10 protein-coding genes are annotated in these 20,162 nt (G+C 41.5%); 6 read left to right on the forward strand and 4 right to left on the reverse strand.

Features of this window, described 5'->3' with window-relative positions:
* Nucleotides 1–10 precede the first annotated feature (10 nt).
* From V7K60_RS17635 to V7K60_RS17645, 3 genes are all read left to right on the forward strand, one after another.
* Nucleotides 11–2,956: a methyl-accepting chemotaxis protein gene (locus tag V7K60_RS17635; RefSeq protein WP_334927137.1), complete on the forward strand. Its 2,946-nt coding sequence runs from the start codon at nucleotides 11–13 to the stop codon at nucleotides 2,954–2,956.
* A 97-nt stretch (nucleotides 2,957–3,053) separates the two neighbouring features.
* Nucleotides 3,054–9,023, forward strand: coding sequence for a hybrid sensor histidine kinase/response regulator (locus V7K60_RS17640; RefSeq protein WP_334927138.1), 5,970 nt, complete (start codon nucleotides 3,054–3,056; stop codon nucleotides 9,021–9,023).
* 1,037 nt (nucleotides 9,024–10,060) lie between these two features.
* Complete coding sequence (locus tag V7K60_RS17645) at nucleotides 10,061–11,230, forward strand: homocysteine biosynthesis protein (protein ID WP_292859842.1); 1,170 nt, start codon at nucleotides 10,061–10,063, stop codon at nucleotides 11,228–11,230.
* A gap of 166 nt (nucleotides 11,231–11,396) precedes the next feature.
* On the opposite strand, the gene V7K60_RS17650 is transcribed toward V7K60_RS17645, so the two are convergent.
* On the reverse strand, nucleotides 11,397–12,425 hold the full coding sequence (locus V7K60_RS17650; RefSeq protein ID WP_334927139.1) for a hypothetical protein: 1,029 nt from the start codon (nucleotides 12,423–12,425) through the stop codon (nucleotides 11,397–11,399).
* 378 nt (nucleotides 12,426–12,803) lie between these two features.
* Between V7K60_RS17650 and V7K60_RS17655 the strand changes: the two genes are divergently transcribed.
* Nucleotides 12,804–13,697, forward strand: a complete 894-nt coding sequence (locus V7K60_RS17655) for a tetratricopeptide repeat protein (RefSeq protein ID WP_334927140.1) — start codon at nucleotides 12,804–12,806, stop codon at nucleotides 13,695–13,697.
* Nucleotides 13,698–13,806: 109 nt separating this feature from the next.
* Here the strand turns inward: V7K60_RS17655 and V7K60_RS17660 are convergent, their stop codons facing one another.
* The 3 genes from V7K60_RS17660 to V7K60_RS17670 all read right to left on the reverse strand — a co-directional run bounded on the left by V7K60_RS17660 (nucleotide 13,807) and on the right by V7K60_RS17670 (nucleotide 16,284).
* Entirely contained in the window at nucleotides 13,807–14,427 is a 621-nt protein-coding gene (locus V7K60_RS17660) for a TMEM165/GDT1 family protein (protein WP_334927141.1), read from the reverse strand.
* A gap of 310 nt (nucleotides 14,428–14,737) precedes the next feature.
* Complete coding sequence (locus V7K60_RS17665; RefSeq protein ID WP_334927142.1) at nucleotides 14,738–15,202, reverse strand: DUF29 domain-containing protein; 465 nt, start codon at nucleotides 15,200–15,202, stop codon at nucleotides 14,738–14,740.
* A gap of 122 nt (nucleotides 15,203–15,324) precedes the next feature.
* Nucleotides 15,325–16,284 carry a protochlorophyllide reductase gene (locus tag V7K60_RS17670; protein ID WP_334927143.1) on the reverse strand — a complete coding sequence of 320 codons (960 nt, stop codon included), beginning with the start codon at nucleotides 16,282–16,284 and terminating at the stop codon, nucleotides 15,325–15,327.
* A 427-nt stretch (nucleotides 16,285–16,711) separates the two neighbouring features.
* Between V7K60_RS17670 and V7K60_RS17675 the strand changes: the two genes are divergently transcribed.
* Nucleotides 16,712–18,118, forward strand: coding sequence for an AAA-like domain-containing protein (locus V7K60_RS17675; protein ID WP_334927144.1), 1,407 nt, complete (start codon nucleotides 16,712–16,714; stop codon nucleotides 18,116–18,118).
* 135 nt (nucleotides 18,119–18,253) lie between these two features.
* A complete protein-coding gene (locus V7K60_RS17680) occupies nucleotides 18,254–19,828 on the forward strand; it encodes an AAA-like domain-containing protein (protein WP_334927145.1) in 1,575 nt (524 codons plus the stop codon).
* Nucleotides 19,829–20,162: the final 334 nt, after the last annotated feature.

Below are 20,162 nucleotides of genomic sequence, written 5' to 3' on the forward strand. Positions count from 1 at the left end.
GGAGGAGGAAATGGCAGCAAGTATTGATAATTACGAGCCAACATATCAACAGGCGATGACCGCCTATGTTCAAAGAAATTATGAGGTTGCGGCCACTTTAGTTGACCAAGTGGTGCAAAATTTACCAGATGACCCCAATACCCATTTGTTGCGGGGTCATATCTACTATGTTTTACAGCAGTACGATGTAGCAAAAGAAGAATATCAACAAGTATTAGGCTTGACTAATGATCAAGAAATTATTGGTTTTGCCAAGAATGGAATTGACAATATTAATCAATATTTACAGTCATTCGGTGGGCAGATCGATCCATCAAAAAATCAAGAGGAAATAGATTCCTCAGAGATATCTGATGTACTGGCATATAGCGAACCAGAATTAGAAGATTTGAGTGCTGGTGAAGAGTTTGACAGCGAGAACCTTGATTTAAACTTTTTTGTAGAGCATCTAGAAAATATGAATGGCGTTGAAGATACATCTTCAAAAAGTCCATTTGATCTGCCCACAGAAGATAGTATTGGAACAGAAAAAATCTCAGATTCTTCTATAGCTTTTGGTGATGATCCTTTTGCCATAAATGAAGAATCACAGGAACAAGAGTCAAATAAAAACTGGGAAGAGAACACAGAATTGGAGTTACCTGCTTTTTGGCAGGAAAGTATCTCAGAAGATATTTCCGAAGAATCATTAGCAAATAGTCAATTCTCAGATAATGGGATAAGTTCTCCTTACGGAAATTCAACTATTGACAATAATAACTCTTCATCTTCTAACTTACAAACTGGTAATAACAAGAATAATTTCCCGGATTTGTTGAGTGAGCCAAAGTCTCCAGAGCAGAGTATGGGAAATTTAGAATATAAAAAATCTAGTTTTGGAGACGAAACTTTACTGATTGTTGCAGAAGAACTGAGAAATGATTCGCCAATAACAAATAAATTGGAGGACAACAGTCAAGATAACTTGTCTGAAACCGAATCCCATAGCTGGATAACACCAAAACAAGTGGAGGCAGAATCAGCTTTTCAGCCGAATTTACCTGATAATGAATCATCTTTTAATAGTAATTTACCTCAGAAGGAAAAGCAGTTTAAATCAGGTGAATTCATCAGTAAAAATAGCTTAGATGACGATGAAAATTTTGATATGGAAGCATTTGAGTCTGCCTTCGGCTCAGAGAGTTTAAACTCTTATGAAGACTCAAGCAATATACTGAATGGAGAAAATTCTAAGAGCAATATCGAGTTTTTAGATGACTTTGAGGAATTTGACGATTTAGGCAATATTCCAGGGTTTGACCTGATCGAAGGAGATTCTAACTTTGGTAATGCAGCAATCCATTCTGCTCCAGTAGAAACTAGTGATACTGGACGCCTTCAAAGCGCGGAGGCTTTTTTAAGTAATGCAGCTGCTAGCGATCGCGAAGAGGAACTGTTCTCAATGACTGGTTCCCATGAAGCCGTTCCAGTCTTTAGCCAAACAGATGTCTCAAAACTAGAACCCAACGTCAGCATCGAGCAAGGATGGTTAGCACCATTAGAAAATGCCTCCATCGAACGGAAACAATGGCTAATTGCTGGAAGTGTGGGCATTGTCTCAGCGCTGGTTGTAGCCACAGTTAGCTTTGTCGCCACCACATTTTCGCCACCCCAACAACGAGAATCAGTACGAAACACAGGTTGGGCAATGTCACTAGCCGCTGGGATTGCAGGTTTTGCTACCGCAGGCTTCATGGGGAATCTAGCGCTTAAACAAATTCGGCGCACAACTGATGACCTCCAAGCTCAGTTTGAGGCTGTACGTCAAGGAAATCTGAATGCTCAAGCCACAGTGTTTTCTGAAGATGAATTGGGGCATTTATCAACTGGCTTTAATGAAATGGCGCGGGTAATTTTCACAACCACAAGTGAAGCCCAACGGAAAGCCGATGAACAAGAGGAAGCCAAAGAAAACCTGCAACGTCAGGTGATTCGTTTGTTGGATGATGTGGAAGGAGCTGCTAGAGGCGATTTAACAGTCCAAGCGGAAGTGACAGCCGACGTACTAGGAGCCGTAGCCGACGCATTTAACCTGACAATTCAAAACCTGCGGGATATCGTTCAACAGGTAAAAGTGGCGGCGAAGGATGTGACAAAAGGTGCAACCAACTCTGAAACTTTTGCTAGAGCCTTATCTAGTGATGCTTTGCGGCAAGCGGAAGAGTTAGCGGTGACGCTGAATTCTGTACAGGTAATGACTGACTCGATTCAGCGGGTAGCAGAGGCGGCGCGGGAAGCTGAAACCGTTGCTCGTGATGCTAGTACAATCGCTCTCAAAGGTGGTGAAGCAGTCGAAAATACCGTAGCAGGGATTTTAGAAATTCGAGAAACCGTTGCCGAAACTACTCGCAAAGTCAAGCGGTTAGCGGAATCTTCCCAAGAAATTTCTAAAATTGTGGCGTTGATTTCTCAAATTGCTTCGAGAACAAACTTGTTAGCACTCAATGCTAGTATTGAGGCGGCAAGAGCCGGAGAAGCTGGGCGCGGGTTTGCGATCGTTGCAGATGAAGTGCGCCAGCTAGCAGATAAATCTGCCAAATCCCTGAAGGAAATTGAACAAATTGTGATGCAAATCCAAAGCGAAACAGGTTCTGTAATGACTGCGATGGAAGAAGGCACACAACAAGTAATTAAAGGTACAAAATTGGCAGAAGATGCCAAGCGATCGCTCGAAAACATTATTCAAGTGGCGAATCGTATCGATATTCTTGTGCGATCTATTACTAGCGACACTGTGGAACAAACGGAAACCTCCCGCGCCGTCGCTCATGTAATGCAATCAGTAGAACTGACCGCGCAAGAAACTTCCCAAGAAGCACAGCGGGTTTCAGGTGCCTTACAACATTTAGTAGGTGTATCCCGTGACTTGATCGCCTCCGTTGAACGTTTCCGAGTGGAAACTATGGAAACCAGATAAATTGTCATTTGTCCTTTGTCTTTGTTATTTGCTAATGACCAATGACCAATGACCAATGACTAATAACTAATGACTCTTGACTCTTGACTAAAAAACTATGCTGCCGGAACAACAACAGCGGATTTTGGGTTACTTTATCGAAGAAGCCAGGGATCACCTGAATACCATTGAGCAGGGCTTGCTGAATTTAGAGGGTACCCTGAACGACCCGGAAATGATCAGTGAGGTCTTCCGGGCGGCTCACTCCATCAAAGGAGGAGCGGCGATGCTTGGATTGACTAGCATCCAGCATACCTCCCACCGTCTGGAAGATTGTTTCAAAATTCTCAAAGATAATCCGGTTCAGATTGACCAAAAGTTAGAGTCTTTATTTCTTGGTGTCTCTGATACCCTAAAATCGCTGTTAGAGCATTTGAGTGGGCCTTATGGTCTTTCTGAAGATGCAGCTAATACTTTGATGTCAGAAACTGAGCCAGTCTTTCAATGGCTATATCAGCATCTAGAACTACTTGTAGAACAAGCAAAGAGTGGAGTAGCCAGCAGTTCTGACACAACAGAACTTACAACCTCTATAGAGAATGTTTCCACAGTTACAGAAATTATCATGCGGCGAGATATTCCCGATATTCTGGCAGAAGACACCCATCAGGAATCTCCAGACTCGGTAGCATCCCAGGAGGCGCTAGACGCTCGTGGACTCGCTAACGCTGCACGATCGCCAGTCACTGCTAAAGAAAATAATAACTGGAGCGAGTTTCAAGCCCAAGTGCTGCAAACACTGCGAGAAATGTTGCAATTATTTAAGCAAACTATAACACCTTTAACTCGGCAAAACCTCCAGCAATGCTGTCACCAGTTAGTCAAACTTGGTGAAACTTGGAATTTGCTCAAATGGTGTGGTTTATGTCAAGCAGCAGCCAGTGCGATCGGCAATCCTGAAAACACTTATCTGACTTTAGCTAAAATTGTCATTACCGAAATCAAACAAGCTCAAGAATTAGTCCTGCAAGGTAGAGAAGCCGAAATTGCAATTAGTCAGCAACTAGAAGCACTTTTGAGCTTTGCAGAAATTGAGTTATTAGAAATTACACCTAATTTGTTTGATGAACAATCTGCGGCTTTCACAGAATCAGAGCCAATTCTATCTGGTAACACCAATACGTTAGCCCAGACAACTGAAGAACTGAATCTAGACAAAGATAGTAGCGATAGCTACGCCAACGTCTCCGACGAACGCCCCTCCCTTCAGTTACAAGGAACACCACTAAACGAAAGTAGAAACACTAGTCTTACTTTCACCACACATGACGAAGCACATCCAATCAGTAACAATCTTGACCCCAATGGGCCAGAGGTAGGAATAGCTGAGTTAAATACCCTTGCTGATTTATTTGACGGTGAGACTCCCGAACTAGATGAAAGTTGGCATCAAGAAGAAACCTTAGATATTGTTGCTATCGATGACTTTGGAATTGATTTGAGCAGCACTGAGGCTGAAGACGCTCATAACGATTTATCTGACTTACTCTCCTTTAATGAAGATATAAGCAACGCGCTGCACCCAATAAGTACAGCCACAATAGAAGATTTATCCTTGTTATTTGGCGACCATTTTTTAGAAAAAGATAATTCAGAACCGCAAAATCAACAAATATCTGCTACACCTCTAGATTTGAGCGATATTAACGAATTTGAGATAAATTTAGACTCATCTTCTTCCAAAATTTTACAAGAATTTATTGATATTCTTAGTGATACAAACCAGACTACTAGCAAGATTGTCCAAAATAGTGCAGTTGAAGATTTATTGACACTGGGGTTAGATGATGATGAACTATTGCCAACAAGCAAAGTCACTCAACCAGAAACTGAGCCGTTCACCAGTGTGGAACTATCTACCAACCAACAAAACAATTTTGATAACTTATTCTTAGAAACTAAAAATGCAAATTGGGTAGAAGAAATTACCCCTAGTGACTACATAGAATTACCTCAGCCAACAGACTTGTCTTTGGACAACTTGTTTGCTGAAATGGAAGAACAGCCACAATTATCGACAAGTGAACCAGAAATCAGTGATTTATTTGATACATTTCCAGTAACAGAACCTGAGTTTTCTCAATCAGAAAATGATCTGAGCAACTTCTGGAACCAGGGAACCACAGAGGAAAAGGACGAATTCGATTCCTTAATTGAGCAGAATGTGGAAACGGCGTTAGATGAAAGTTTGTTTACTGCGGCGGCTGATGACATTTTTGCTGATAATCAGCAGTCCATACCTTCTCCTATAGCCAGTTTTGATATAGAAGAAGATTTTGATATCAATTTCCAGCATCAAGAACAGCTAGATTTGATATCATCAGATTCTGGAGATAATTTATTTGATGAATTTACATCAAGTAGCTTAACTATTTCTCCTATAATCAACGATATCTCCACGCCTGAAACGCCTTTGTTATCGCAGCATCCGGTGGAAGAAATTCTCAAACCACAACAACCAGAATCTTTAGATTTTGTTCCAAAATTTACTAATCAGACCCTAGATATATCTGCTGTTGATCTGGAAGTTAATTTATTAGGTTCTTTTGATGATAATCTGCAACTTCTGTTTGAAGATGTTGCTACAAATGAATTGACCTATATTCAGATGGACACTACAGAGAATACTGTGGATGAACTATCAGAAACTGTCAATTTTAAGGAAACTTCAGATTCAGCATTACCCGAAGAACAGCCAAGTGATTTGTTCGGCTCTTTCAATGAAAATCCACAACTGCTGCTTGAAGATGTAGTGACAAATGAATTGACATATATTCAGATGGACACCACAGAGAATACTGTGGATGAACTATCAGAAACTGTCAATTTTAAGGAAACTTCAGATTCAGAATCATCCCAAGCACAGCTAGGTGATTTGTTCAACTCTGAAGATGTCGCTACAAATGAATTGACATATATTCAGATGGACACCACAGAGAATACTGTGGATGAACTATTAAAAACCATCAGTTTTAGGGAAAATTCAGATTCAGCATTACCCGAAGAACAGCCAGGTGATTTGTTTAGCTCTTTCAATAAAAATCCACAAGTGCTGTTTGAAGATGTAGTGACAAATGAATTGACATATATTCAGATGGACACCACAGAGAATACTGTGAATGAACTATCAGAAACTGTCAATTTTAAGGAAACTTTAGATTCAGCATTACCCGAAGAACAGCCAGGTGATTTGTTCGGCTCTTTCAATGAAAATCCACAAGTGCTGTTTGAAGATATCACTACAAATGAATTGACATATATTCAGATGGACACCACAGAGAATACTGTGGATGAACTATCAGAAACTGTCAGCTTTGGGGAAACTTCAGATTCAGAATCATCCCAAGCACAGCTAGGTGATTTGTTCAACTCTGAAGATGTCGCTACAAATGAATTGACATATATTCAGATGGACACCACAGAGAATACTGTGGATGAACTATTAAAAACCATCAGTTTTAGGGAAAATTCAGATTCAGCATTACCCGAAGAACAGCCAGGTGATTTGTTTAGCTCTTTCAATAAAAATCCACAAGTGCTGTTTGAAGATGTAGTGACAAATGAATTGACATATATTCAGATGGACACCACAGAGAATACTGTGGATAAACTATCAGAAACTGTCAATTTTAGGGAAACTTCAGATTCAGCCCAGACAAGCCCAGAAGTTTTAGAGATTGAGGAAAATAATAATTTAGAAACTACCTTTTATCTAAGAGAAAACACAGTTGTTGAAAATAATTTATTGTTTACAGAAACCACTGAAATAGTTACTCAAGAAGATGAATTTGCAGACTTGGCAGCATTATTAGGAGAGGACGTAGCACCCATCCCTAAAGCTAAGAAGATACCAGAAGTAGATTTTGCTGCCCTGGAAGACTTGCTAAGTACAGATAACAATAGCGATGTCTACGACGGGCTACACCAACGCCAGCCTTTCAACACTCAACCAGTCTTAGCTAAAAATGCTATTCCATCACCAGCCATAAAAGATGAATTTGGTGACTTAGAGAAGTTGCTGGCAGAAGCGAATCAAACAATATCGCATTCTACTGTAGTAAAATCGAACATCAACAAAACTACTGGTCCCTCTACTCGTCGGGCTGCGAGATTTGAAGAAACGATGAAGGTTCCAGTTAAGCAACTGGACGATATGAGTAATTTAGTTGGGGAGTTGGTGGTAAACCGCAATACCTTAGAGCAGGATCATGAACGACTACGACAGTCATTAGATAACTTGCTGATTCAGGTACAACAACTCTCAGATGTGGGTGCAAGGATGCAGGAGTTATATGAGCGATCGCTACTGGAAGCGTCTCTGTTAGCTGGACGCAAAAAGAAAGACCCCGGCTTACAAGCCCCTGATTCCAATGCTGATCGGGGTTTTAGCGAGCTAGAAATGGATCGTTTTACTCCCTTCCATACACTCTCACAGCAGATGATTGAGCGGATTGTACGAGTACGTGAGTCAGCTAGTGACATTGATTTTGTTACCGAAGAAACCGAACGAGTCGCCAGGCAGTTCCGCCAAGTAACCACCCAGCTACAAGAGGGATTAACTAGAGCGCGAATGGTGCCTTTTGCTCAAACTATTGATCGCTGGCGGCGAGGAGTGCGCGACAACGCCATCAAATGTGGCAAACAAGTAGAGTTGGTGATCGAAGGTGGCGATACCTTAATTGACAAGATGATTTTGGATCATCTTACCGATCCACTGACTCACATGCTGAATAATGCGATCGCTCACGGTATTGAAACGCCAGAAGAGAGACAAGCTGCTGGTAAACCACCTGTAGGAATCATTACTATCCGTGCCTTCCACCAAGGCAACCAAACAATCATATCCGTAGGCGATGATGGCGCAGGTATCGATTCTGCAAGGGTTAAGGCTAAGGCTGTGAAGATTGGTATGATTACAGAAGTGCAGGCAAAAGCTATGTCTCGTCTGGAAGTCTACGATCTGCTGTTCCAGTCTGGTTTTACAATCAAAGACCAAGCCGATGAAATTTCTGGTCGTGGTGTGGGTATGGACGTAGTGCGCTCCGAAATTAGCGAAATTCGGGGAACAGTTAACACCGATTCTGCGATCGGCAAGGGAACCACCTTCACCATTCGTTTACCACTGACTCTGAGTATTTGTAAAGCTCTCTGCTGCGTCTCAGATAGAGCCAGGGTAGCCTTCCCAATGGACGGTGTAGAAGATACGCTAGATATTCCAGTCAAAAATATTCAGCACGATGCCAATGGGCAATCATTTATTTCCTGGCGCGATACGGTGCTACCATTCCGACCCCTAAAGGAACTTTTAACCTTCAATCGCCAAATCAGTCGCGGTAATGTCTATGGCGGTACCAGAGATGATGATATGGTTTCTGTGGTTGTGGTGCGATCGGCAAATACCCTGATTGCTCTACAGATTGACTTGGTGTTAAGCGAACAAGAAATTGTAATTAAGCAATTTGAAGGACCAGCACCTAAACCAATTGGTGTTGCTGGTGCTACAGTCTTGGGTGATGGTCGGATTATGCCCATTGCTGACGTACTAGAAATAATTGACATCTTCCAAGGACGGATTTCTACACAAACTGGTGGCAATTCTTGGCAACAGAAACTTACTCCTCCAGATACCTCTCCCGCGAAGATTGACCCGACAGTGCTGATTGTCGATGACTCAATTACAGTCCGAGAATTGCTATCCCTGACATTTAACAAAGCAGGTTATCGCGTAGAACAAGCACGTGACGGACAGGAAGCTTGGGATAAACTCCGCTCCGGTTTGCCTTGTGATATCGTATTTTGCGATATTGAAATGCCGCGTTGCGATGGTCTAGAATTACTCTCTCGCATCCAGAAAGACTCTAACCTTAACCACTTACCGATCGCTATGCTCACCTCACGGGGTGCAGATAAACACAGACAAATTGCTGCTCAACTCGGTGCTAGTGGCTACTTTACCAAGCCCTATCTTGAAGAAGCTCTACTTGAAGCCGCGGCGCGGATGCTGAAAGGGGAGAAACTTGTTAGCTGAACTAATTAAAAGACGCTGATTATAGCCAAAACTCTACACAGTCTTAGGTTTTGCTTTTAGTACAATTTAATAGGACAATTGTTCTATAAATGAAAATAGCACGTATTCCCCCCGGCTTCTGACGGGGCTTTTTGTTTGAGAATGATTATCTAAATTAGAGCTTACCACTTTTCAAATATTTTTTAAAAGAACATATTTGTGCTTTTTCTATAGGTCTTGCACATTTGTTCTGAAACTTTAACTTTTCAAACATAAAGCGATTACACAAATAGAGAGTTTGACTCATGTTAGATATAACAGGTAATATGTCTTGTGCTTTGGGAAATAATAGCTTTGTTAACAATAGACATGTCCTTAAAATAAAGTTTGTGGGTTAGTCAGGCTACAGCTTAAATTGTTTACTTTCACTAACTATTAATATTTAAATTTTTTGGGAGAAAATAAATTTTATTTCTACCAATATTTTTGCCCCTAAACTGATAATTTAGCCGTAATTTATGCTCAAACCCCTATTCTTTCGTATACCTAATTTAGCGTAGGCGCAGCCCACCGCAGGCATCGCACATTCCCTTGTAATCGCTGAAATGCCTTTGTCATATATATTTACCATTTTCGGATAAGTCTTTTACAAAAACCAGAAATGTTTCTTTCGGTTGACGTAAAATTATTTAAGTCCAGTAAGTCCACTTAATCCTAACCATACATACATTTAATTGATAATACAAGGCTTTATTTTTGGTAATTTTACGTACTACAAAAAATATTTTGGATACATGCAGCTTGTTTGCCCCAAAAAAATATATCATTTTAATTTTGCAATACTTGAATTGTTTTCTAGAATTTTATGCTTATTCGGGGTGTTAAGCTGTCGCGCAGAGATTGGCGATAACTATTTCGAGATGAAATTATTCAAAAGTCTCGATCATCTGCGCTCATAAGGAGCAATGAAAATTTCTTTTTCCTACTCCTTAGTACAGATGCGATTAATCGCGTCTCTCTCCATTCCTCACTCACCAGAAAGCGTAAGCACTGATAAGATGCGAACAATTGCAGAAATTAACGAGAAAATTAAGCGCCAACGTGCGGTGGTGTTGACAACTGAAGAATTAAAAGCACGAGTTGTAGAAATCGGTGTTACTAAAGCTGCTAAAGAAGTTGATGTAATTACCACTGGTACTTTTGAGCCGATGGAATCAAGTGGTGCAATTATTAATCTGGGACATACTGACCCCCCGATAAAAATTCGCCGTTGTTGGTTAGATGGCGTGCCAGCATACTCTGGTTTTGGTGCAGTAGATTTATATTTGGGTGCGAGTTGTGCTGTAGAGACGACAGATGGGGAAGAAGTGCGAGAACGTGGTGGCGGTCATGTAATCGAAGATTTGATCGCTGGTAAATCTATACACGTAAAAGCGCAAGGACAAGTAACAGATTGTTACCCCAGAGCAAATTTTGAAACTACAATTACCAGTGACACAATTAATCAGTTTTATTTATTCAATCCACGCAATCTTTATCAAAATTTTATTGTTGGTGTAAATGGTGGCGATCGCCCCCTCTTTACCTATCTCGGCCCTTTACAACCGCGTCTGGGGAATGCTGTTTATTCTAACCCCGGTGCTATTTCCCCCTTACTCAACGACCCCGATTTACAACTTGTTGGTATAGGTACTCGAATTTTTTTAGGCGGTGGTGTTGGCTATGTCGCTTGGGAAGGCACTCAGCACTTCCCCTTACAAAAGCGTTTAGCTAATCGTACACCGATTGGGCCTTCCGCCACTTTAGCTTTAATTGGTGATGCCAAGCAAATGGATGCTCATTGGGTGCGGGGGTGTTATTTCAAAAGTTATGGCCCCTCATTAATGTTAGGGGTTGGTGTACCACTACCTGTATTAAATGAACAAGTAATTGAACACTGTGCCGTCCAAGATCAAGACTTAGTAGCCCCAATAGTAGATTTTTCCATTCCCCGGCGCGTCCGTCCCACCTTTGGTTTGGTAAGTTACGCCCAACTCAAATCTGGGCGGATCACCATAGAGGGCAAAGCAGTACGCTCTGCCCCCTTAGCGAGTTTGTTTTTTTCTAGGGAAGTCGCTCTAGAGTTGAAAAAGTGGATCGAAGCAGGTACGTTTACCCTTACAGAACCAGTTTCTCCAATTCCGATGGAGCGATCTTTTCTACCCCAAGACCGTCGGACGGATTTTTGACTTTGGGGAGAGCGGGGAGCGGGGAGCAGGGAGCAGGGGGCAGGGGAGACAAGGAGACAAGGGGAAATTATTGAACAAGTCTCTCCCTTGTCTTTCCCTCTTCCTTGTTTACCTTGTCTCTTCCCCATTCCCAATGCCCAATGCCCAATGCCTAATGCCTTATTCCCTACTCTTGAGTTGGTTTCGGTCGCTTGATGGGTTTAGGAGCGGGTGTTCTTGGTATAGGTTTTGACACAACTGAAGGGTCGCCACCTGTACTTGTTTTCTTGATGGGGCGAGGGGTTTCGCCAGTGCGTCTGGGGGGGAATGGTTTTCTACCACCAGCACCACCTCCACTGCCAGCACGAGGCCCACCTTTAAATGGTGGTTTGCGTTTTTTGGGTAAATCAGCGATCGCCTCAGCTTTTTCTACTACTAAAACGTCTGCTTCCCGCTTGGCTTGGAAGTCCCAGAATTTACCCACTGCTTTGGTGGTTAGCACACCCCTCAGTTTCAACTTAAAATACTTGGGTTTGTCAGTTGATTTGCGTGGAGCCTGCCTAATTTTGACTACCAAGCTTTTAGCATCAAAAGATTGGTATACTACTTCACCACGAACAGAAAAACCACCATCTGCAACTTCTGATGAAGGTCTGGGGGCAGTTGTATTTAGTTCAGAGTTCTCGGATAAGCCATCATCGAGTGTCTCTAACTCTTGCAACTCAAAATCTGATTCGTCCTCATCTGTTGAGTTTTTAGCCAGATTTTCTGGCTCCCAAACTCCGACGATCTGGATGTGCAAGGTATCATTTTCTTGTCTAGTACGTGGATATACTACCCATAAGTGTTCTTTTTCTAAGTCTAGATGATTCTTAACTAAGCTCATAATCCGGCCTAGGAGGACGGCATTGAGTTCTACACCATCTGCGGTTAGCAGCGTACCTTGAGTAAATTGTTCGCTGCTAGCATGATAGCGACCTCGGACTAACCCGATCGCTCGATACTGCATCGGTTCACTAGGAGGCGGAATCGGTTGCTGGCGATTAATCAAGTTCCCATTTGAGTCAGTCTCACTGGAGTTGACAGGCAAATTTTCAACTTCTTTAGAGGACTGAGCTGCTATGTGAACATTAGTGGCTGCCTCTACGTTAGTTGGGCCCTGGTTAGAGGCAGAAGAATTGGAAGATTCAGGCAACGGCATCAGGTCGGAATTCATAAAAACTCCTTGCGGCGGAGACACATCCCATTGTGGGATTTTACAAAGGCAGCTGAAAAGAGCATTTGTGCGACTAATGAAAGTATATTGGCTTTTCACAAAATCACACTAGGGTACTCTATACAATCCTAAAGGCGCTAAATTTAATGTATAAACACTAAATGTCTAATTTAGCGGCTTTACACTAGTTTCGGAAGCATATCATAGCTACAATTCTGACGGCTCCTCCTAAAGTCATCACTTACTTTAGCAGTGTGGATAGTTAATTGTTATAAAATTCACAGGCAATTGGCGGTATTCCGCAAAGTTTTGGAAATTTTTAACTTTACGATTTGTGTAAATGATAATGTCATTAAAGTTCAGGAGAAAGACAAAACTGTGTCTCAACCGCGCAATCGTTGGATAGTTCAAGTCGTCTTAGCGGTGGCAATTCTTGCTTTTGTGGGTGTTTCGGTGATTCCCATAATTGGAGCATTTAATAATACGCCACCCTCAAGCCAGAATACCGCTAACACCAGAGGTAGTTTGCCCTCCGCTGACCAAAAATCAAAACTGGAAGACGAAGTACGGGGTTATGAACAGGTTTTGCAAAGGGAACCAGAAAATCAGACTGCGCTTAAGGGCTTATTACAGGCGCGGCTGCAATTACTGAGTCAAAAAGATAAAAATGAGGTTAAACCAGCTGATATCCAAGTTGTCATTGAACCCCTAGAAAAGCTAGCAAAGCTGAATCCCGAACAGTCAGAATATTCAGTGTTACTAGCTCAAGCCAAACAGCAAATTGGCGATCGCGAAGGAGCTGCTCAAGCTTATCGCTCGATTTTGTCTACGAAACCAGGCGATTTGAAGGCTTTGCAAGGAATGGTGGCTTTATTGATCAGTCAGCAACGCCCCGAAGCAGCCATTGGTTTGTTGCAAGAAACCCTCTCTAATGCAGCCCAAGCAAATACAATTCAGCCTGGAAGTGTAGATATAGTAGCCGTGCAGGTGCTGTTAGGTTCTGTTCATGCTTCTCAGAAACGCTACGCTCAAGCTAGCTCTGTTTATGACCAGGCAATTAAGAAAGATCCCAAGGATTTTCGCCCCGTCGTGGCAAAAGCGATGCTCCTGAAACAACAGGGCAAAGACGCAGATGCAAAACCTTTATTTGATAGTGCCGCAGCTTTAGCACCTGCTAAGTACAGAGACGAAATTAAGAAGGCAGGAACGGTTTCTCCCATTCCTAAGTCTGCTACTTCTCCTCCGCCTTCATTGGGAAATACTCCCAAGTAATGGGCATTGGACATTGGGAAAGAGGAGGCAGAAGGCAGATCGCCCTTGGGAGAAGGCAGAAGTTCTTGAATTTTGAATTTTAAATTGATTTCTCCCCTACTTCTCCCTCTTATGCTCCTTTAATGGCAGCAACAATACCAAAGACTAAAAACAGGCATCCGCCAATCAGGGTAAGTTGACGCTCAGAAATGCGTCCGGCAATCATTTTGCCGCCGATAACTGCGATCGCAGCACAAATGGCATGTCCTAAAATTGCACCTATTGTCACTCCAATCGGATTATTGCCTGCTGCTAGGGCAATGGTGGCAATTTGGGTGCGATCGCCCCACTCTGCCATAAATGTCAACACAAAGGCTTTTATGACAATTGCTAAGGAAGTCTTTTGCTTTGGTAACTGTAAATCTGCTTGTTTTACCGCAGCCTCAGCCTCTTCTACAACTTCTGTATCACAAGCAGCAGCTGACATCTTACTAGCGTCATATAACAGCTTGATACCAAAGGCTATAAATAAAGCTATTTCGGCATAATGAATATAAACTTTTGGCAACAAAGATACCGCTTGTCCAAATAGCACCGAAAGGATTGTCATCGCCGCCAAAGCAGCTGTCACACCGATAAATACCAGCCGCCGCGGGTGGTGCATTGCCAAAATTACAGCAATAAAAAATGTTTTATCGCCTAGTTCTGAAACTGTAATGAGTAATAAACCTGCGGTAAAAGCTGTTAACACTCTCTCAAGCTCCTGAAGAATCGTTTACCGATGTGAAGCTTGATGAGAGCCAAAAGACCTCACCAAGTTTACACTTTTCGGTGTGAACTTAGTGAAGGTCTCGCTTTCAAATATTGATTATTTGCCACCTGAACCAGGCTCATCGCCAGTATGTTGATTCAGATGTACTGGCTTTCAAGTTTTTTTGCCAGTAGCTACTCCCCTTCTATGCGATCGTGATTATACATATTTCTTATGTATAAGTCAAGGTGGAAGCGAATGGAGAGGTATAACTTTAGAGTAAAACAGCACATACAGAACGATTCAGTGCTTACTGAGGTAAAAACTGATCATCTGTGACTTCTGCTAGCTGGTATGGACAGTTCAGAGGAAAGGATTCCATTGACAAGCCAGTTTCAGCTTTTGCTTGCTTAACTGCTTGTGCATAACACTCAGCAAAAACTATCTCAAGATAGGATTTGAGACTAGGTGAATCATCTAGAGCTTCTTTGACACGTCTACGATGTTCAATGATGCTTCCTTCCCAGCTACCACTTCTTTTGTCGGGCTGAAATTGCCATTTGAGTAAATGCATCAGAATTACAATCAGATTACTCTTGAGACTCCGGCGCTCACTCCTTCCCATATCAGCAATTTCTTCAATTAGGTTCTCCCACTCAATGTTTGCGTAATCCTGACTTTGCAATTTTTCTACAGTCGTTTCTATCCATTGCAAGTAATCAGTCTCATATAGGGTTTGGGAATGCGCCTTTAGGGAAGACATAGCAGTTTCCATCAGAAATGTTTAGATAATTTTTCGCATCTATTTACAATTAACATTGGTGCGTTAACAAAGTGTAACGCACCCTACGAACTCTAGGAATTGGGATAAAAATCAAATTATTGCATCCTGTCCGATCACGCAAGTCCAACCAACTTGGCGCTTAGTTCCCATAAGCGATCGCCTTTTTCGTCATCACGAGCTTGAGAAGAGACTTTTTGCACAAAAGACTTACCATCTTTCTTCTGGCGATTTCCCCAACTCCAATAAACACCGGATTGATTATATTCAGGATCGGCAGCCACAGCAGCAACCCGTTCTCCTGCTAACTCCTGAGACACATATCCCCCAGTAATATACTTCTGGAATAATGGGAAGATTTTCTGAAACAGGGGATAGTGGTTTCTAAATAGCGGCGTTTCTGCAACACATCCTGGATAAAGAGAATTGAAGACGATATCGGTTGACTCGTGATAGCGCTCATGCAGTTCCCGCATAGTCAACACGTTGCAAACTTTGCTGTCTTTGTAAGCTTTGACTGGTTCAAATTTTTTGCCATCAATCATCGATATTGGCTCTTTAAACCCTTCTGCAAAGCCTTGCAAATCGCCCAAGTCGGGACGTGGTGGAATCTTTCCACCCAGTTCATCTGGATTGTGCGTGACTGTTCCTAAAATTACGAGCCTTGGTTCTAAAGATGACTTCTTCAGATCCTCTAGCATTAGGTTGCACAATAGGAAATGCCCCAGATGATTGGTGGTGACAGTTAACTCGTAACCTTCTGGACTGCGTAAAGGCTCTTTGATTAAGGGCATATAAATTGCAGCGTTGCACACCAAAGCGTCTAAAGACTTTCCAGTGGCTCGGAAGTTCTTCACAAACTGTCGAACACTTTCCAAGGAGCCAAGGTCAATATGTATGCTGGTATAACTGTTGTAGGGGATTTCCACAGCTTGAGCAGCTTTTTGTGCCTTTGCTAAATCCCGACATGCCAGTACCACATACCATCCTTTATCAGCAAGAGCTTTTGCAGCATATAAACCCACCCCGGAAGAGGCACCCGTAATTACAACCGTTGGTTTCTGATGTTGTTCCATTCTGTTGAGCGTGCATTGACTGTTTCTAGGATCTCATACCAGTGAGCCATGATTGTCATCAGCTTTTTCAAAGCTGGATTAGGCTGAACTAACCTCGTATTCCAAATAACAGAGACTAATCGTCAATAGAAAAGTATATAATTATACAAAAATTGCTTAAAAAAATATAATTACAATAATATTTGTGATCTACTAATAGAGTTTAAAATTGTATCAATGCAATCTTGGATTTTTCTGCTTTCAAGTATTTTTTCAGATGTATATTATTATTACTGGGCCAAAAATTATATAGCGTTTCCTAATCATATAAAGTACATCATAGTCACTTTCTCGCTTGTGGGGAGGTGGTTGGGGTGGGGTTCTTATTCCTCACCCAACCGAGAACCGCTATAAGTAAATTGCCTAGCTGTTTAACAATTTATACACTGTGGATAAGCTTCTACAATCTGTAAAAAAAATTCTCCAAGACAAGCCTCTCGATTCAATTCAGTGGTTTGTCCTCTATCAATCGTGGTTGGGCAAAACTTACAGTGAAATGGCAGAGGTATCAGGCTACGGCAACAATTACATCAAGGAAGTTGGTTCTGAGTTGTGGCAAGACCTTTCTATAGCACTTGGAAAAAGAATAACGAAAAAAAACCTGCATTTAGCCTTGAATAACCACTTGCAAGACGAGATAGGTAATCAGGAAAATCAGATCCAACAAAAGTTCGGTGAAGAATTTAGCTTAGAAATGATTTCTGCAGACTTTTTTTCAGCATGCAAGATAGAATTTCCCAGCGGCCCTGTAGCACTAGGTTCTCCTCTTTACATCAATCGCCCTTCCCTGGAAGAACTTGTTTGTAATGAGATTTTACACCCTGGTTGCTTAATCAGGCTCAAAGCACCTAGAAAGATGGGAAAAAGTTCTCTGCTCAATCGGATGATTGCTTATGCTAGAGAGCAAGATTATCAAATTGTTTATTTGGACTTTCAAGAAGCTGACCAAGACGTTTTTGCTTCCCTGGATAAATTTTTGCGTTGGTTTTGTGTAAATGTCAGTAGGCAGTTAAATCTCCTTCCTTGTTTAGATGATTTTTGGGATATAGAAATGGGCAGCAAGGTAAGCTGCAAAATTTATTTTGAAGCTTATCTATTGCAATACATTAATGATAGTCCTGTAGTTTTGGCTTTGAATGAAGTCCATCGGATTTTTGAACATCCTAATATTGCCCAAGACTTTCTGCCAATGCTGCGATTTTGGCATGAACAAGCAAAGCAAGATCAGACTTGGCAAAAACTGCGGATGATAGTGGTTCACACAACAGAAATTTATATTCCGCTTAAGCTCAACCAATCGCCTTTTAATGTAGGGATAACAATTACACTGCCACCATTTACTCTTAAGGAGGTACAGAATTTAGCATTACGTTACGGACTAGATTGGGCAGGAAACTCGGAAGGGGCAAAACGCCTTGTCCCCCTACAAGCAATGGTAGGAGGACATCCCTATTTAGTGAACCTTGCATTTTATCATCTATGTCAGGGAGAAATGACGCTGGAGGTGTTATTAGAAACTCCATCTACACCAGTAGGAATTTATGGTCAGCATTTACGAGAACTGTTGACACTACTCCAAGAAGAACCAGAATTAATGTCAGCTATGCAACAGGTAATTGCAACAGTTCAAAAAGTAGAGTTAGACGCGATCGCTGCTTACAAACTAGAAAGTATGGGTTTAGTTCAACTAAACGGCAATCAAGCTAGTGCTATGTGTGAGTTGTATCGTCTTTATTTTAGCCAACAGTTTGGAAAGCAAAATAGTGTTAATACTTCTAGTGAATTTTCTAGCTAGTTTTGAGGGTTCATAGTAAATATTAAAGTTCTTACTACAACCCTAATTACTCATCGAATTTATAGAAATTGTATCAACTGTCACAATACAGATTTATTGATATCTAGAAGTAATTTAAAATTAAAAATCAATTAAATGAAAAATTATCGATACCAAGTTGGTGGTACTCTCACTAGTGACGCTCCTAGCTATGTTGAGCGTAAAGCGGATGTGGAACTTTACGAAGCTTTGAAACAGGGTGAATTTTGCTACATTCTAAGCTGTAGGCAAATGGGTAAATCTTCACTTATGGTAAAAACAAAGCACCGCTTGCAAAAAGAGGGCTTTAGATGTGCCACCCTTGACATGAGTAATATTGGTTGTGAAAATATAACTCCAGAGCAGTGGTATAAAGGAGTTGTCGGTGACTTATGGTTAAGTTTTAAACTGTTAGGAAAAGTCAATTTAAAAACCTGGTGGCAAGAACAAAGCGATCTTTCTTTGATTCATAAAATTAGTCGGTTTATTTCAGAAGTTTTGTTAGCTCAGTTTCCTAACGAAAGACTATTTATTTTTATTGATGAAGTTGATAGTATACTCAGCCTCGATTTCTCAGTTGATGACTTTTTTAGCTTGATTCGGTTCTGTTATAACCAACGAGCAATTAATCCAGAGTATCATCGGATTACATTTGCAATTTTTGGGGTTGCTACACCTTCAGATTTAATTATATATCGAAATAATACTACCCCGTTTAATCTTGGTAAAACTATCCAAGTAAATGGTTTCACCTTTGAAGAAGCTCAACCACTTTCTTTAGGACTAGATATTAATGACAATCATCCTCAGACAGTTTTGAAAGAAGTATTAGCTTGGACAGATGGGCAACCATTTCTTACTCAAAAGCTGTGTCGGCTACTTGTGAGTTTATCTCAAGATGATATGGGCAGAAAGCTGAAAATTCCCGCTGGCACAGAAGAATTTTGGATAGAAAATGTGGTGCGATCGTACATCATCGAGAAATGGGAATCACAAGATGAACCGGAGCATTTGCGAACTATTCGCGATCGCATCCTTAGAAACGAAAAATTTGCCGCCAGATTGTTAGGAATTTATCAACAAATTCTCCAAGGATTGAAAGTACCAGCAGATGATAGTCGAGAACAGGTAGAACTGTTACTGTCTGGTTTGGTAATCAAAAAACAAGGTTGTCTCCAAGTAAAAAACCGAATTTATCAAGAAGTTTTTAATTTAGAATGGGTTGGAAAAAAATTAGCTTACTTGCGCCCCTACTACGAAAACTTCAATGCATGGGTAGCCTCAGAAGAAAAAGATAAATCTCGCCTATTGCGTGGACAAGCCTTGATGGATGCTCAAATGTGGGCAAATGGGAAAAGCTTGAGCAACTTAGATTATCGGTTTTTAGCTGCTAGTGAAGAATTAGATCGGCGAGAAGTACAGCAAGCATTAGAGGCTGAACGTGCTCAAGAAGTCGAAGCACGACTTCTTGAGCAACAAAAAAGGCTGGCTCAACAAAAGAAAAATGCCACAATAGTGACACTTTTGCTCGTGGGCATGACAATCAAGCTGGTGATTTCTATACTGTGGGGAGTATCGCTTTTACGAAAGATTGATGCTTTAGAATCACAGCTAAAATGCACCGATCCTACTACACCCCTTCAATTTTCTCACTGTCCAAAGTCAAGAGCTGCTAGAGAAACCTCAGAATAATGATCGTTAAAAAAACTTAGTTAAGGACTCAGCTGGAAATTAGCTAACTTTTCGTGGTACTCATGACGATGTTTATTAGCTCAATACAAGTGCGACGCCGAATAGCCCGTCGTAGACATCGCTAATATTGTAGCGCCAGTCTTTAAAGTCAAGCGACGCCGAATAGCCCGCACTTCGACATACTTCGACTGCGCTCAGTACAAGAAGCTCAGTGACCATCGTAGACATCGCTCATGTATGATCAGGACTTACGCAACTGTCACAAGCGAGGGCGCGGCGCAGCCGTGCCAAGCGCCAAACAACTAGACAATAAACATAGGAATATCCGGACGTT

The organism is Nostoc sp. (assembly GCF_036917555.1).
Lineage (GTDB): Bacteria > Cyanobacteriota > Cyanobacteriia > Cyanobacteriales > Nostocaceae > Nostoc.

What these genes read in the sequence shown, in the direction of transcription:
- V7K60_RS17665 (WP_334927142.1), bottom strand. Translation starts at nt 15,202, where the DNA reads ATGGAAACTGCTATGTCTTCCCTAAAGGCGCATTCCCAAACCCTATAT.
- V7K60_RS17640 (WP_334927138.1), top strand. Translation starts at nt 3,054, where the DNA reads ATGCTGCCGGAACAACAACAGCGGATTTTGGGTTACTTTATCGAAGAA.
- V7K60_RS17680 (WP_334927145.1), top strand. Translation starts at nt 18,254, where the DNA reads ATGAAAAATTATCGATACCAAGTTGGTGGTACTCTCACTAGTGACGCT.
- V7K60_RS17650 (WP_334927139.1), bottom strand. Translation starts at nt 12,425, where the DNA reads ATGAATTCCGACCTGATGCCGTTGCCTGAATCTTCCAATTCTTCTGCC.
- V7K60_RS17670 (WP_334927143.1), bottom strand. Translation starts at nt 16,284, where the DNA reads ATGGAACAACATCAGAAACCAACGGTTGTAATTACGGGTGCCTCTTCC.
- V7K60_RS17635 (WP_334927137.1), top strand. Translation starts at nt 11, where the DNA reads ATGGCAGCAAGTATTGATAATTACGAGCCAACATATCAACAGGCGATG.
- V7K60_RS17645 (WP_292859842.1), top strand. Translation starts at nt 10,061, where the DNA reads ATGCGAACAATTGCAGAAATTAACGAGAAAATTAAGCGCCAACGTGCG.